Source organism: Qipengyuania sp. SM2512, from assembly GCF_054954005.1.
Window position 1 is genome coordinate 2181107 of sequence record NZ_CM143134.1, and the last position, 14307, is coordinate 2195413.

Here is a 14307-nt window from a genome sequence, read left to right on the forward strand (position 1 = left end):
CCAGGCCCGGGGTGCGCGCGCCCGTTACCAGCGTGCGGCGCGAGCGGCAATCCAAACGGCGCATCACGAGCCTTGCGAAACATTTGCGCGCTTCAAGCGCTGCTATATCTCGAAAGGAACCAATCCATGGCTGCACGCGCCTATTGGCAGGGTCAGATCCGGCTCGCGCTGGTCTCGATCCCGGTCGAGCTTTATTCCGCGACCCAGTCGGGAGCCAAGATCAGCTTCCGGCAGATCCACGAGCCTTCGGGCAAGCGCATCGCCTACGACAAGGTCGTCGCCGGGGTCGGCCCGGTGGACCGGGACGAGATCGTCAAGGGCTACGAATTGTCCAAGGGCAATTACGTCCTGCTCGAGGACGAGGAGATCGAGGCGGTCAAGGTCGAGAGCAAGCGCACGCTCGAACTGGTCCAGTTCGTCGAGGCGCATGAGATCGACGCGCTTTATTACGAGAAACCCTATTACGTCGTTCCGAAGGACGAGCTCGCCGAAGAAGCCTTCATCGTGCTGCGCGATGCCTTGCGCCAGGCGGGGAAGGTCGGGCTCGGGCAATTGTCGGTGCGCGGCGCGGAGAAGCTGGTGGCGGTCAAGCCCTGCGGCAAGGGACTGCTGCTCGAGACGCTGCGCTATGCCGACGAGGTCCGCAAGGGTCAGTCCTTCTTCGGCGAGATCGGCGAGGACAAGCCCGACGAGGATCTGCTCGATCTCGCCACCAGCCTGATCGACAAGAAGACTGCGCCCTTCGATGCGGGCGAGTTCGAGGACCGCTACGCGCAGGCGCTGCGCAAGCTGATCGACACCAAGGCCAAGGCCAAGGACGGCAAGCGGATCGTCGAGGATGCCGAGGAACCCGCGGCCACCGGAGGCAATGTGATCGACCTGATGGCGGCGCTCAAGAAATCGGTCGCTGCCGAAAAGGGCACGGGCAAGCCGGCGAAGGGGGCGGCCAAGAGCACCGCGCGCAAGAAGAAATCCGCCTGATCGATGGCCCGCACCGATCCCCTCGCCACCTACAATGCCAAGCGCGATTTCGGGAAGACGCCCGAGCCCTCTGGTAAGGCGCAGAGCAGCGCGGGCGGCGATCTGTTCATCGTCCAGAAGCACGATGCGACGCGGTTGCACTGGGATCTGCGGCTGGAAGTGGGCGGGGTGTTCAAGAGCTGGGCGGTCACCAAGGGGCCATCGCCCGATCCTGACATCAAGCGGCTGGCGGTGCGCACCGAGGATCATCCGATGTCCTACGCCGAGTTCGAGGGGACCATTCCGAAGGAGGAATATGGCGGCGGGACGGTGATGCTGTGGGATCGCGGGACCTGGGCGCCGATCGAAGGCAAGAGCGCTTCGGATCTCGAGAAGGGCCATCTCCACTTCTGTCTCGAGGGCGAGCGGATGAAGGGCGAATGGCTGCTGATCCGGCTGAAGAAAAAGCCCGGCGAAAAGCGCGAGAACTGGCTGCTGCGCAAATTGCAGGACGACCATGCGCAGGAAGGGGATGCGCTGGTCCAGCGCGAACTGACCAGCGTGCTGACCGGTCGTTCGATGGCGGAGATCGCGGCGGACCGCAAAGGCGAGTACTCGCTGGCGGGCAAGAAGGACGATGCCTTTCTGGCGCAGATGGAGAAGGCCGCGTCGCGCAATGCGGGCAAGGCAACGACCGCCAGACCCGCCAAGCCCGCTCCGCTGCCCAAATTCCGCAAGCCGCAGCTTGCCACGCTGGTCGACGATGTGCCCACCGGCAATCGCTGGATGCACGAGATCAAGTTCGACGGCTATCGTGCGCTGATTGCGGCAAAGGGCGACGAGGTCCGGGTCTACACTCGCAACGGGAAGGACTGGACAGAAAAGTTCGCTCCGCTGGTCGAGAGCTTCGCCGCGCTCGATCTGCCGAGCTGCCTTATCGACGGCGAGATCGTCGCCACGGACGCGGATGGCAACCCCGATTTCTCCTCGCTGCAGAGCGTGCTCAAGCGCGGGCATGGGGCGCAGGGGAAGGGCGATGATCTGCTCTTCTACGCTTTCGATCTGCTCGAGGCCGAGGGGGAAAATCTCACCGACCTGCCCAACGTCGAACGCAAGGAACGGCTCGAAGCGCTGCTCGACCGTGCCGAGCCGCCGATCCATATCGCCCAGCACGTCATCGGCGCGGGGGAGAAGCTCTACCGCGCCATGTGCGGCGCGAAGCAGGAAGGGATCATCTCCAAGACCATCGACGGCCGCTATGCCTCGCGCCGGTCGAAATCCTGGGTGAAGGTCAAATGCACCCGGCGGCAGGAGTTCGTCGTGATCGGCTGGAAGAAGTCTTCGGCCAAGGCGCGTCCCTTTTCGTCGCTGCTGCTGGCGCAGCACGAGGATGACGAGCTGGTCTACAAGGGCAATGTCGGCACCGGCTTCTCGCAGGACGACATGGAAGAGCTGGCGGGCAAGCTGAAGCGGCTGGCCCGCAAGACCCCGCCCGCCGAGGTCGACAAGGTGTCGAGCCGGGGCGTCTCGTGGGTGACGCCGAACCTGGTCGCCGAGATCGCCTTCGCCGAATTCACCGCCGCGGGAAATGTCCGCCACGGCAGCTATCTGGGCCTGCGCACCGACAAGCCGGCCGAGGACGTCACCCCGGAGCTACCCGCCGACCCCCCGGCGCCCGAAGCCGAAGTCGCGATCAGCAGCCGCGAGCGGGTCGTCTTTCCCGAGAGCGGACAGACCAAGGGGCAGCTCGCCGATTACTACGAAGCGGTCGCCCCGATCATGCTTCCCTTCGCCGCGGAACGCCCGGTCAGTCTGGTGCGCTGCCCGCAGGGGCGAGCCAAGAAGTGCTTCTTTCAGAAGCACGACAGCGGCAGCTTCGGCGACGCGGTGCGCCACGTGCCGATCGTCGAGAAGGATGGCGGCAGCGAGGATTATCTGTTCGTCGAGGACGCGCGCGGGCTGCTGCAATGCGTCCAGATGGGCACGATCGAGTTCCACGGCTGGGGATCGCGCAGCGGCGATGTCGAGGCGCCCGACCGGATGGTGTTCGATCTCGACCCTGACGAGGGGCTCGATTTCGGCGATGTGAAGAGCGCGGCGCGCGATATCCGCGACCGGCTCTCCGATCTGGGACTGGTGAGCTTTGCCATGCTCTCAGGCGGGAAGGGCGTCCACGTGGTGGTCCCGCTGACACCGGGCCATGACTGGGAAGCGCACAAGGATTTCAGCCGCCGGTTTGCCGAGGCGCTCAGCCTCGCCGAGCCCGAGCGCTTCACCGCAACGATGAGCAAGGCCAAGCGCAAGGGGAAGATCTTCATCGACTGGCTGCGCAACCAGCGTGGCAGCACGGCGGTGCTGCCCTATTCCGCCCGTGCACGGGCAGGAGCGCCGGTAGCAGCACCGATCGCCTGGAACGAGTTGAAGGCGTTGCAAGACGCGAAGCTGTTCTCTATCGACGATGCCAAGCGCCTGATCGATCGCGCCGCGAGCAAGAGCCTGTCCGGCTGGGGCTTCGCCAGCCAGCGCCTTCCCGATCTCTGAGGCCCAGGACTAGCGCAGCTGGCTGTCCTTGCTGCCGCGGCGGTTGATCCCAGAGGCGCGGGCGCTGGAATCGAGCCCCGACTGACAAGCGACGCAGCGCTTGACGCCGGGCAGGGCCTCGCGCCGCCGCTCGGGAATCTCTTCGCCGCACTCGATGCAATAGCGCTCGCTCTCGCCCACCGGCATTCGCGACCGCGCCGCCCTGACCGCGTCCGAAATGGTGTCGTCGATCTGATCCTGAACCGCGCCATCGCGCGCCCAACCACCGGCCATGCCGCTTATCTCCTTGAGGCTTCAAGAGAACTACGCTGGCGGAGGCCGCTAGATCCCCGCGTACCACTGATAGCCGCGATCTTCCCAGTAGCCGCCTTCTCCGCCGCCGATGTCGTCGAGGCTCGCCACCGCCATGATCGCGGTGAGATATTTGGCGTGCTTATAACCCAATTGCCGCTCGATCCGCATCCGCAAGGGCGCGCCGTTGCGGATCGGCAGCGGCTCGCCATTGAGGCTGTGCGCCACGATCGTCTGCGGGTGGAAGGCATCGATCAGGTCGATGCTCTCGTAATACCGGTCCCCATTGAGTTCGTCGGCACAGAGGAACAGGATGTATTTGGCCTCCGGACGCAGACCGGCAGCCTCGAGCAGCAGCGACAATTGCGGTCCGGTCCATTGCCCGATCGCGCTCCACCCTTCGACGCAGTCGTGGCGGGTGATTTGGGTGCGCTGGGGCAATCGCCGGATGTTGTCGAGCGACAGCGCCATCGGGGTCTCGACCAGCCCGCCCACCGCCAGCCGCCACTCGGCAAAGCCTTGCGCGGCATGGGCTCGATAGGCGGGGCTTTGCGGATCGGTGGTGCCATTGCCGCGGAAGAAGGGCGAGATCTCGCCGGGTGCGAACTCCGGCGCCAGCGCTTCGCGGTCGCGCAGGAAGCGATGCGCTCCCAGGTGCCAGCGCTCGGCGGCGGAAAGCAGCTTCGCTCCGGGGCCGCTCTCGGCGAATTTGTTGCAGCCCGCCAGCAAGGCCGCGCCTGCGGCGACGAGGAAGTTCCTACGGCGCATCGGCTTCTCCATCCTTGCCTTTGCCGCCGGTGATCATGTCGCTGACCTGCCGCGCCGGCCCGGCCAGCATCACCATCACCACATGGACGATAAAGAAACCGAACAGCGCGAAGGCGAAGATGAAATGCAGGCTGCGCGCGGATTGCCGCCCGCCCAGCAGATCGATCAGCCAGCCGAATGTCGGCCCCAGACCCGGGTTGATGGCGATCCCGGTGAAGATCATCATCGGCAAGAACACGCCGAACACCAGCCCATAGGCGAGTTTCTGGAAGAAGTTGTACTTGCCCGCGCCGTGATCGAAGTCGAGCCGGAGATGCGCGGCGATGTCGCGGCGGATGTTTCGCGGTTGCCATTCCTCCGCCGTGGTCGCGAGATCGCGCTTGAAGTGGCGGTTCGCCAGCATCGCGATCCAGATGAACAGCAGCATCAGCGCGAAGGGCCAGACCGCGAGATTGTGCCAGTCGCGCGCTACCGCGAGGCTGTAATAGCCCGGAATCGTCATCCAGTCGGGAAATCGCGGCACGGCCAGCCAGGCCTCTTGCGGCATGAAGCCCGCTTCGCCCCAATAGAGCCAGGGGTGCGCATTGGAGATGGTGAGGCCCGACATGAACAGGATCACCACGAGGACGGCGCTGATCCAGTGCCAGAGGCGCGTCGTCAGGGCGTGGCGTTTCATGCAATCTCTCCGCTGCGGACCTGCTCGCGGGCAAGATAGATCACGTCGCGGTCCTGGTCGAGCAGGTGCTGGCCGCTGTCGACGAACAGCGTCTGGCCGCTCGCCATCCAGCCCTGCGCCAGGAACAATGCCGCCCGTGCCACCTCGGCGGGTGCCGTCTTGCGCTGCAGCAGGTTGAGCCGGTGGGAAATGTCGGTCTCGTCCTGCGCCTGATCGTGGCTGGCGAGGATGGCGCCGGGGGCCAGCCCGTAGACCCGATCCTCCGCCCGCAGCCGCGCCTTGCTGAGCATCGCCACGGTGGCGTGGAGCGCGTGCTTGCTCATGGTGTAGCTGAAGAAGTCGGGGTTGGGATTGCGGATCTTCTGGTCGGTGATCTGGATGACCCGCCGCCCCTGGCCGGTCCGCGACCGCGCCAGAAACGCTTGCGCCATGCGCGCGGGCGTCGCCGCATTGATCGCGAAGGCACGGCGATTGGTTTCGGGATCGAGTGCGCGCGAACCATCGGGTTCGAAGACGCTGGCGCAATTAACCAGCACCCGCCAGTCGTCGAGCCGGGCCGCTAGGCGCTCGACGAGAGCCACCGAAGCCTCGCCGTCCGCCAGATCGCAACTCGCGGTCTCGGCGCTCGGCAGCTCTCCGGCTAGGGCTTCCGCCTCCTCGCGCGAACTTCCATAGTGGATGACGACGTGCCAGCCCGCATCGCCGAATGCTCGCGCGATCGCAGCGCCTATGCGCCGCGCTCCGCCGGTGATCAGAACTGCAGGCTGGGTCATGCTGGAGGTTGGCCGCGGGCAAGCATCCTTGCCCTTCAACCATCATCGGGCGGTCAAGCAAAGGTGTTTCTCGGGATAATCGATCGGTCGGCGGCTTGCTCGCCTAAGCAGTGGGAACCGGCCTAGCCCGCAATCGCCTTCGCGGCCTTCTTGCGCCATTCGTCGCACAGCCGCTCGAGCGCGGCGATTTCCTGCAGTTCGGCGGCGGTGGCAGCTTGCGAGGGATCGTACAGGCAGGCGAAAAGCCGCGCCACGCTCCAGCCCTCGTGTCCGGTCTCGACGCGCCGGATGACATCTCCAGCCTGCGCTTCGCCTTCCTCGATGACGCGGTAGTACCAGCCGCAATTGTGCTCCCGGAGGATGCGCTTGACCATGCCCATGCGGCCGAAGCGATGCTCGATCTTCCAGCAGGGCTGGCGCGGCTGGCTGACCTCGATCAGCGCCGAGCCAAGCCGGAACCGACCACCGATGTGGACATCGCTTTCGGTCAGACCCGCCGTGCTAATATTCTCGCCGAACGGCGCATCGCAGGCGAGCACCGCATTGCCGCCGAGCCAGGGGTCCCATCCGGCATAATGGTCGCGCGGATAGTGATGGACCGCCATGTCCGGTCCGCCATGGTGCTTGGTGTCGGCTACCATGTCGCCCTCCAGCCCGAAGCTGCGAATGGCGACGGGGCCGGCGACCGCGCGCTTGTCGATCGCGCTCAGTTCGGCGCCGTTGAAGGGTTGCGGCTGGCCGACGCACAGTGCGAGGACCTCGGCTTCGCCGCTGGCGGGCCGGGCTGTCACGGTCTGCGCACCGTCAGTGCCATCCAGTCGCGCATCACGCCGTCCGCGCCCTTGCCGGGATAGACCTGCGTGTCCGCGATCGCGAAGCGGGCTTCGCGATAGATCGTCTCCAGCCAGTCCTCGGTAGGGAAATTGTGCAGCCGGCCATGGCGGTCGCGTCCTTCGCCGGTGCCGAGCTTGTAGCTCGCATAATGCCAGCCTCCGGGCCTGAGCGCGCGGTGGACCGCAGCGAGGATCGCGGGCAGTTCGGCACGCCCGACATGGAGCAGACAGGCGTGGGCCCAGACCGCGTCGTAAGCTGCTTCTGCATCGAGCTGGTCGAACCGCATGGCGCGAGCGCCGATTTCGAACCGCTCATTGGCCTTCCTGACCATGGCCGGGGTGCCATCGGTGGCGTCCAGATCGAAACCCCGCTCCCGAATTCGTGCCGAGTCGCGCCCGCCGCCGCAGCCCAGCTCGAGGACGCGTGCGCCGGGCGACACGCGATCGAGAAAGCCGTCGAGATGGCGGCTGGGCGCCTGATCGAAGCTCATCGTGTAGCGCGGCGCCTGCTCCTGGTAGAAAGCGAGGGTCGCCGCGTCGGCCATCAGGCGGCTGCGGTCTCGTTCTCGGCAGCCTCGCGGTCGCGCTGCGCCCGGCTCTTCTTCTCGGCCGAGGTCTTGAGCTGGCCGCAGGCGGCATCGATGTCGCGGCCGCGCGGCGTGCGCACCGGCGCGGATATCCCCGCGTCGAACACGATGCCGCTGAACGAACGGATCCGCTCCGGGGTCGAGCATTCGTAGATCGAACCCGACCACGGATTGAACGGGATCAGATTGACCTTCGCGGGCAGGTCGTATTGCCGCAGCAGCCGGACCAGCTCGTGCGCATCGGCGTCAGAGTCGTTCTTGTCCTTGAGCATGACGTATTCGAAGGTGATCCGCCGCGCGTTGTTGGCGCTGGGATAATCGGCGCAGGCCTGGAGCAGCTCCTCGATCCCGTATTTGCGGTTGATCGGCACGATCTCGTCGCGCACTTCCTTGGTCACCGCGTGGAGCGAGACCGCGAGGTTGACCCCGATCTCCTCGCCGCAGCGCGCCATCATCGGCACCACGCCGCTGGTCGAAAGCGTGATCCGGCGCTTGGACAGCGCCAGCCCCTCGCCATCCATCACCAGTTGCAAGGCGTCGCGGACATTGTCGAAATTGTAGAGCGGCTCGCCCATTCCCATCATCACGATATTGGTCAGCAGCCGCCCGTCGGCGCGGTATTCGCCGGGCTCATCGTGATCGTGATCCCCCGCGAAGGCGGGGGTCTCGGTCGGCGTAGTGCCAGGCTGCCCGAGGTCCCCGCCTGCGCGGGGACTCGCGCTGGCTTTCGGCCATTCGCCCAACGAATCGCGCGCCAGCATGACCTGGCCGACGATCTCGCCCGGGGTCAGGTTTCGGACCAGCCGCATCGTCCCGGTGTGGCAGAAGGTGCAGTTCAGCGTGCAGCCGATCTGGCTCGAGACGCAAAGCGTGCCGCGGTCGTCGTCGGGGATGAAGACCATCTCGAACTCGTGCCCGTCGCTGGTCTTGAGCAGCCATTTGCGCGTGCCGTCGGAGGAATGCTGTGCCTCCACCACCTCAGGGCGGCCGATGACGAAGCGCTCGGCCAACCAGGGACGCAGCGTCTTGGCCATGTCGGTCATCGCGTCGAACTCGGTGACGCCGCGATGATAGAGCCAGTGGAACAGCTGCTTGGCGCGCAGCTTGGCCTGCTTGGGATCGAGCCCGGCCTCTTCGAGCAGCGCGCGGATCCGGGGGCGGGGCAGGCCGAGAAGATCGACGCGGCCGTCGCTGCGCGGGGTGATGTCGCGCGAGGTCGGGACGGGATCGACCTGTCCGGGAATGGTCATGAGCGTGGTGTCTGGCATGGGAGATACGCATATAGGGGCGTTGCCGCATTTGCGAAAGGCTGCTGGTCGGCAAACCTCGAGGAGACGCGGCTGCTTCGATCCGGTCGACAAACGGGCACGGGTCGATGCAGCAATGTTACCAAACTGCAACAGATTCTTGTTGTTTCAGGTTCATGAAACTGCGCTGGCATATGCGCCGTTGAGTAGGTCCACGCGGCAGAAGTCCGCGGGTTTACGACAACGGAGTAGAATAACATGAAATACGCAACAGTCCTTCTGGTCGCAGGTTCGGCTCTTTCGATTTCGGCCCCGGCTATGGCTCAGTCCGCGGTCGACGGCACTTTCACCGGTCCGCGCGCCGAGATCATCGCCGGCTACGACAGCAGTACAGCTGGCAGCTCGATCGACGATGATTCAAGCATCGACAACGATCAGTCGATCGAAGGCGTCGTCTATGGCGGCGCGCTGGGTTACGACTTCAGTGCTGGCGGCTTCGTGCTTGGTGTCGAAGGCGAATACACCGGCTCCACCGCCGATGTGGAATTCCGGGACGGCGATTTCGAAGGCTTTGGCCTCGGCAATGTCGAAACCGGCCGCGACCTCTACGTCGGCGCGCGCGTCGGTGTGTTGGCGCAGCCCGATCTGCTGGTCTACGCCAAGGGCGGCTACACCAACGCCAAATACAACATCCGTTCGGCTTCCGGCACCGAAACCTTCGATCAGGACATCGATGCCGACGGTTATCGCCTTGGCGCAGGTGTCGAATACGCCATGACCGAGCAAAGCTTCGTGAAGCTCGAATACCGCTATTCGAACTACAGCGATGCCGAGATCGATTTCGAAGGCGATGCGCCCGACACGGCGAATTTCGACATCGACACCGATCGTCATCAGGTCGTCGCGGGCGTCGGCTTCCGCTTCTAATCGAATGACGCTTTAAGATCGGCGGGTCGCAGCTTCGTGCTGCGGCCCGCCTTTTATTTGCCTAGCGGCGGCGTGCGCAGGCGACGGTCGCCGCGTCCATTGCCGAGGCCACGCCGTCCAGTACGTAGCGGTCGGAGAAGCGCCGCCCGCTGCTGTCGGCCGCGCCAATGCTCATCCGGTCTGCCGATCTCAGTGCGGCCACGATGGCTGCATCCATCGCGCGGTCAGCGGCCCAGGCGTCCACGCCGCCTCCAGTCAGTTCGAAGCGTTCGCGCCCGATCTGCAGCGTCACGGCGCTGTCCGCCCGCGTTTCGCGCGACAGGCGAAAATGGATTTGGCCGCGAATATTGCGCCGCGGCCAGGTAGCGACGCTGGCGTAGGCCTGCCCGCTGCCGGACGCAGAGTTCGTGCGAGGGATGGCGATGGCGTAGCAGCGGGGGCCGGCCTCGTCGCGAAAGGCGCCCCAATTGCCGAAGACTCCAAGGCTCTCCTTGGCGGAGAGAGGAGCCGCGAGGAGGAGCAGGAGGGCGAGGCCGAGTCTAGTCATAAGCGATTGCGACAACTTCCCATTCCTTGTCGCCGCCCGGAAGCCGCACCGACCGAAGGTCGCCCACCGCAGCGCCCTTGATCGCCCGGGCGAGGGGGGAGGACCAGCCAATCCGGCCGGCTCCGGCATCCTGTTCGTCGTCGCCGACCAAGGTGACACTCTTCCTGACATCATCCTCGTCAGCAAGCGTCACCCGCGCGCCGAAGAAGGCCCGCTGCTTGTCGGGCTGCTCGCTGGGATCGATCACCCGCGCCGCCTTGAGCCGGCGGGCGAGATGCGCCAGTTCGCGGTCGATTTCGCGCATACGCTTGCGGCCATAGATATAATCGCCGTTCTCGCTCCGGTCGCCATTGCCCGCCGCCCAGCTGACGATCTCGACGATCGCCGGCCGTTCGGTGCCGAGCAGGAGGTCGTAGCGAGCCTTGAGCGCGGCGTAGCCCGCAGGGGTGATCGGATTGGTCGGCGCGGTCATGATGCGCCGCCCTAGAGCAAATCAGCGCAGGAAGTCACTCACCGTCCGCGCCTGACCGTAGACCGTACGATCAGGGTAGAGGTGTTCGTAGACCGCCGCGTTCTCGATCACCCGGTGAATGTAGTTCTTGGTTTCGAAGAACGGCACCTTCTCGATCCATTCGAGCCAGCCGATCGCGCCAGTGCGCGGGTCGCCATTGGCGCGCAGCCATTTGTTCACATTGCCCGGTCCGGCATTGTAGGCCGCGAAGGCGAGCGGATAGCTGCCGTCGTAGTAGGAGACGAGCCGCTCGATGTGGTTGCTGCCCAGGCGGATGTTGTAGCTCGCATCATCGATCAGATTGGCGGTCATGTAGTTCATGCCCGCACGATCCGCTTCCTCGCGGGCGGTGCCGGGCATCAACTGCATCAGCCCGCGCGCGCCGGCATGGCTGATCGCATTCTGCGCGAACTGACTTTCCTGCCTTGCGATGGCGTGGACGAGGGTGAAGTTCGCGCCCGCAGGAAGCGGCAGCGTCGGGAAACCCTGCGCCACGAAGCTGTCGTGACCATCGGCTGCCGCCGCTTCGGTGACGTTGACCGCCAGATCCCGCCGGGCGATCTCTTGCGCCAGTTCGGCGACCAGCGCGTGTTCTTCGGGCGTATCGGCGGATTGCGCCAGTTCGCGATAGAACTGGATGCCCGTACTCCAAGGGGCGCCCTGCGCCACATAGCGCGTCGCGGCGACCAGCGGCGATCGGGCGAATTCGCGGCGTTGCTCGTCGGTCGGCGTAGCCACCGCCACCCGTTGCAGCGGTGGCACCGGCCGCCCGAGTTCGTCGAGCGCGAGCTGGCCGTAGAACCGGTCGGGATATTGCGCGGCGAGGTTGAAGTACCGCTCGGCTTCCTGCGCCATGCCGGCGCGCGAAGCGGCGAGACCGGCCCAGTAGAAGCCCTTGGAGCGGGTTTGCGGGGTCTTCGCTGCCGCGCCGTAGCGATAGAACAGCGGCGCCGCACGAGTGCCGTCGCCCATATGCCACAGTGCGCCGGTGCCGCCGAGCCACATCAACGAGGTGTAGTCGTCGCGCAGGCGATAGGCGCCGTCGCTGACGTCGTACCCCGGAGCAAAGAGATCGTCGACCGAAGCCGCGATACGCGCCGCCTGGTCCGAACTTGCACCCTGCGCCACGCGCAGCATCTCGCCGATCATGGCCTCGCCATCGAATGCGGGGCGGGTGAAAGTCGGGCGACTGGTCAGGAGGGCGACCGCCTGCGGGATCTGATTGCTGGTGCGATAGTGGCGGACCAGATTGTAGACATAGCCCGGGTCTGAACGCGCGTCGTTGGGCACGCTCAGTCCGGCCGAGGACGGCGTTTCGCCTTGAAGCAGCGCCAGTCGCGCCATCGCGAGTCCGCGCTGTGCCGGCGAAACGCGCACCACATTGCGGGCCGCGGCTTCGCTGTCGCCCTGCCACAGCAAGGCGTTCATCCGCGCATCGTGATCCTCCGGGGTGAAACGAGCGCCATAAAGACCCTGAAGATAGGCTTCGGCGGTGCCGCTCATGGTGCCGCCGCGCCAGGCGTCCTGCGCCATGGCGAAAGCTTCCGGACGGTTCTGAGTCGCGAGCGCGAGTGCGTAGCGCGCCTTGGCGGGGTTGGTCAGCGGCGGGTTGCGATCGAAGAAGGCGACCAGCGACTCGGTGTCCACCGGGTCGGTGTCGAGCGCGGCTTCGGCGCGTTGCTGCAACCGCTCCTGCATCGGGAAGCCCGGATAGGCGCTGATGAAATTGGCGTAGGTCGCAAACGGCAGGTTCTGCTGTTCGCGCAGGTAGTTCCAGCGATCGACTGCCTCGGCCATCCGGGCCGGCTGCATGGCAACCATATTGGACCGGACATTGGGCGTGTTGCCCATCGACTGGTTACTCATCGACTGGGCGGCCAGCGGTGGAGCCAGCGCGGTGCTGGCGAGAAGTACGAATGTTGTAAGTGTTTTGTGACCCATGCTGGACATTGTGCCTTCCGGCTCCTTATCAGGCGCTGAACGATTTCCCTCCCAGCGCGCAAGAATTTTGCGTGCATGGGACCAACGCAGGACCTTCGTAAATGTTCTCTGGCTCGATACCGGCCCTGGTGACTCCTTTTCGCGACGGAACGTTCGACGAAGCCGCTTTCCGGCGGCTGGTCGACTGGCAGATCGAGAACGGAAGCTCGGCGCTGGTCCCCTGCGGCACCACCGGCGAGGCCTCGACGCTGTCCAATGCCGAGCATCACCGCGTGGTCGAGGTCTGCATCGAGCAGGCGGCAGGCCGCGTGCCGGTGATCGCCGGCTGCGGAAGCAACGACACCAAGAACGCACTCCTGCACATGCACTTCTCGAAGAAGGCCGGTGCCGCGGCGGCGCTGTGCGTGGCGCCCTATTACAACCGCCCGAGCCAGGCGGGGCTGATCGCGCATTTCAGCCATCTGGCAGAAAATTGCGATCTGCCGATCGTGCTCTACAACGTGCCCGCGCGCACGGTCACCGATATCGCGCCCGAAACCACGATCGCCCTGGCGAACAAATATCCAGACAGCATCATCGCCATCAAGGATGCCAGCGAGGATCTCAGCCGGGTCGCCGACCACCGGATGGGGATCGGCAAGGAGTTCTGCCAGCTCTCGGGCAATGACGAACTGGCGCTGCCGTTCAACGCCGCGGGCGGCAAGGGCTGCATCTCGGTGACCGCCAATGTCGCGCCGGCGCTGTGTGCCGAGTTCCAGCGGGCCTGCGCGGACAATGATCTGGTCAAGGCGCGCCAGCTCAACGACCGGCTCTATCCGCTGCATTACGCCATGTTCGAGGACAGCTCGCCCGCGCCGGTTAAATACGCGCTGTCGCGGGTCCACGACTGGCTGACCGACGAGGTCCGCCTGCCGCTGTGCGCCTGCAGTCCCGAGGCGCGCAAGGCGGTCGATGCGGCGCTGGAGCATGCCGGTCTGGTGTGACAGGGGGCGCAGCGGCAGTTCGCCCGGTCGACGCAAACCGGCAGGCCGTAACCGTTCCCCCTTTCCCTTTGGCCCCGGCCTTCCTAAGTGCCCGTCATCATGGCCCGTCCCAAGCCCGCCACTTTCGACAAGCAGAAGACCGTCGCCGACAACCGGCGGGTGCGGTTCGACTATCACGTCGAGGATACGCTCGAGGCGGGCCTGGCGCTCCACGGTACGGAAGTGAAGGCGCTGCGCGGCGGGCAGGCCTCGATCAAGGAAAGCTATGCCGAGGTGCGCGGCGGACAGGTCTGGCTGGTCAATGCCAACATCCCCGAATACGCAAACGGCAACCGCGAAAACCACGAGCCCAAGCGCCCGCGCAAGCTGCTGCTGCACGAGCGCGAGATCGAGCGCCTGCTCGGCGCGATCGAACGCAAGGGCATGACGCTGGTCCCGCTCTCGGTCTATTTCAATTCGACAGGCCGCGCGAAGGTCGAGCTGGCGGTGGCCAGGGGCAAGCAGGCGCACGACAAGCGCCAGACGATCAAGGATCGCGATTGGCAGCGGGACAAGGCGCGCGTAATGCGCGATCGTGGCTGACAGCCAGATCTTGCGCGCGCGGTCGCCGTGCAGGCGCTCGCGCAAGTTCACGCATCGGACAGGTCCACGCCGCTAGTCACCCAAGCTCGGAATGCACTTCATGCCGCCAGCCCGTTCACGCTCCTTGCCTAGTCCCGCCC

General features: G+C 65.5%; 15 protein-coding genes. 5 read left to right on the forward strand and 10 right to left on the reverse strand.

From position 1 onward, the window contains the following. Positions 1-126: 126 nt before the first annotated feature. Both ku and ligD read left to right on the forward strand, forming a co-directional pair. The gene (ku, locus tag ACQ5J0_RS10970) at positions 127-981 is read left to right on the forward strand and encodes a non-homologous end joining protein Ku (RefSeq protein ID WP_462567518.1); all 855 of its coding nucleotides are present in this window, start codon (positions 127-129) and stop codon (positions 979-981) included. 3 nt (positions 982-984) lie between these two features. Then, positions 985-3501: a DNA ligase D gene (gene ligD / locus ACQ5J0_RS10975; protein ID WP_462567519.1), complete on the forward strand. Its 2517-nt coding sequence runs from the start codon at positions 985-987 to the stop codon at positions 3499-3501. Between the two features lie 9 nt (positions 3502-3510). Here the strand turns inward: ligD and ACQ5J0_RS10980 are convergent, their stop codons facing one another. The 7 genes from ACQ5J0_RS10980 to rlmN all read right to left on the reverse strand — a co-directional run bounded on the left by ACQ5J0_RS10980 (position 3511) and on the right by rlmN (position 8697). Beyond that, a complete protein-coding gene (locus ACQ5J0_RS10980) occupies positions 3511-3774 on the reverse strand; it encodes a DksA/TraR family C4-type zinc finger protein (RefSeq protein ID WP_462567520.1) in 264 nt (87 codons plus the stop codon). Positions 3775-3822: 48 nt separating this feature from the next. Next, positions 3823-4560, reverse strand: a complete 738-nt coding sequence (locus ACQ5J0_RS10985) for a molybdopterin-binding protein (RefSeq protein WP_462567521.1) — start codon at positions 4558-4560, stop codon at positions 3823-3825. After that, on the reverse strand, positions 4550-5236 hold the full coding sequence (locus ACQ5J0_RS10990; protein WP_462567522.1) for a cytochrome b/b6 domain-containing protein: 687 nt from the start codon (positions 5234-5236) through the stop codon (positions 4550-4552). The genes ACQ5J0_RS10985 and ACQ5J0_RS10990 overlap by 11 nt, the downstream gene beginning before the upstream one ends. Next, a complete protein-coding gene (locus ACQ5J0_RS10995; protein ID WP_462567523.1) occupies positions 5233-6009 on the reverse strand; it encodes an SDR family oxidoreductase in 777 nt (258 codons plus the stop codon). The genes ACQ5J0_RS10990 and ACQ5J0_RS10995 overlap by 4 nt, the downstream gene beginning before the upstream one ends. A gap of 122 nt (positions 6010-6131) precedes the next feature. Further along, positions 6132-6800 carry an MOSC domain-containing protein gene (locus ACQ5J0_RS11000; protein WP_462567524.1) on the reverse strand — a complete coding sequence of 223 codons (669 nt, stop codon included), beginning with the start codon at positions 6798-6800 and terminating at the stop codon, positions 6132-6134. After that, positions 6797-7387: a class I SAM-dependent methyltransferase gene (locus ACQ5J0_RS11005; protein ID WP_462567525.1), complete on the reverse strand. Its 591-nt coding sequence runs from the start codon at positions 7385-7387 to the stop codon at positions 6797-6799. The genes ACQ5J0_RS11000 and ACQ5J0_RS11005 overlap by 4 nt, the downstream gene beginning before the upstream one ends. After that, positions 7387-8697 carry a 23S rRNA (adenine(2503)-C(2))-methyltransferase RlmN gene (gene rlmN, locus ACQ5J0_RS11010; protein WP_462567526.1) on the reverse strand — a complete coding sequence of 437 codons (1311 nt, stop codon included), beginning with the start codon at positions 8695-8697 and terminating at the stop codon, positions 7387-7389. The genes ACQ5J0_RS11005 and rlmN overlap by 1 nt, the downstream gene beginning before the upstream one ends. A 237-nt stretch (positions 8698-8934) precedes the next feature. Here rlmN and ACQ5J0_RS11015 point away from each other — a divergent pair, with 237 nt between their 5' ends. After that, entirely contained in the window at positions 8935-9603 is a 669-nt protein-coding gene (locus tag ACQ5J0_RS11015) for an outer membrane protein (protein ID WP_462567527.1), read from the forward strand. A 61-nt stretch (positions 9604-9664) separates the two neighbouring features. Here the strand turns inward: ACQ5J0_RS11015 and ACQ5J0_RS11020 are convergent, their stop codons facing one another. From ACQ5J0_RS11020 to ACQ5J0_RS11030, 3 genes are read right to left on the reverse strand one after another with little or no spacing between them, the layout of a single operon-like run. Further along, complete coding sequence (locus ACQ5J0_RS11020) at positions 9665-10150, reverse strand: hypothetical protein (RefSeq protein ID WP_462567528.1); 486 nt, start codon at positions 10148-10150, stop codon at positions 9665-9667. Next, entirely contained in the window at positions 10143-10622 is a 480-nt protein-coding gene (locus ACQ5J0_RS11025; RefSeq protein ID WP_462567529.1) for a GreA/GreB family elongation factor, read from the reverse strand. Before ACQ5J0_RS11025 ends, ACQ5J0_RS11020 begins: the two co-directional genes overlap by 8 nt. 21 nt (positions 10623-10643) lie before the next feature. Beyond that, complete coding sequence (locus tag ACQ5J0_RS11030) at positions 10644-12602, reverse strand: lytic transglycosylase domain-containing protein (RefSeq protein ID WP_462567530.1); 1959 nt, start codon at positions 12600-12602, stop codon at positions 10644-10646. A gap of 101 nt (positions 12603-12703) precedes the next feature. Here ACQ5J0_RS11030 and dapA point away from each other — a divergent pair, with 101 nt between their 5' ends. After that, the gene (gene dapA, locus ACQ5J0_RS11035) at positions 12704-13585 is read left to right on the forward strand and encodes a 4-hydroxy-tetrahydrodipicolinate synthase (RefSeq protein WP_462567531.1); all 882 of its coding nucleotides are present in this window, start codon (positions 12704-12706) and stop codon (positions 13583-13585) included. Positions 13586-13684: 99 nt separating this feature from the next. Then, positions 13685-14167, forward strand: coding sequence for an SsrA-binding protein SmpB (gene smpB, locus ACQ5J0_RS11040; protein ID WP_462567532.1), 483 nt, complete (start codon positions 13685-13687; stop codon positions 14165-14167). The last annotated feature ends 140 nt before the right edge of the window (positions 14168-14307 follow it).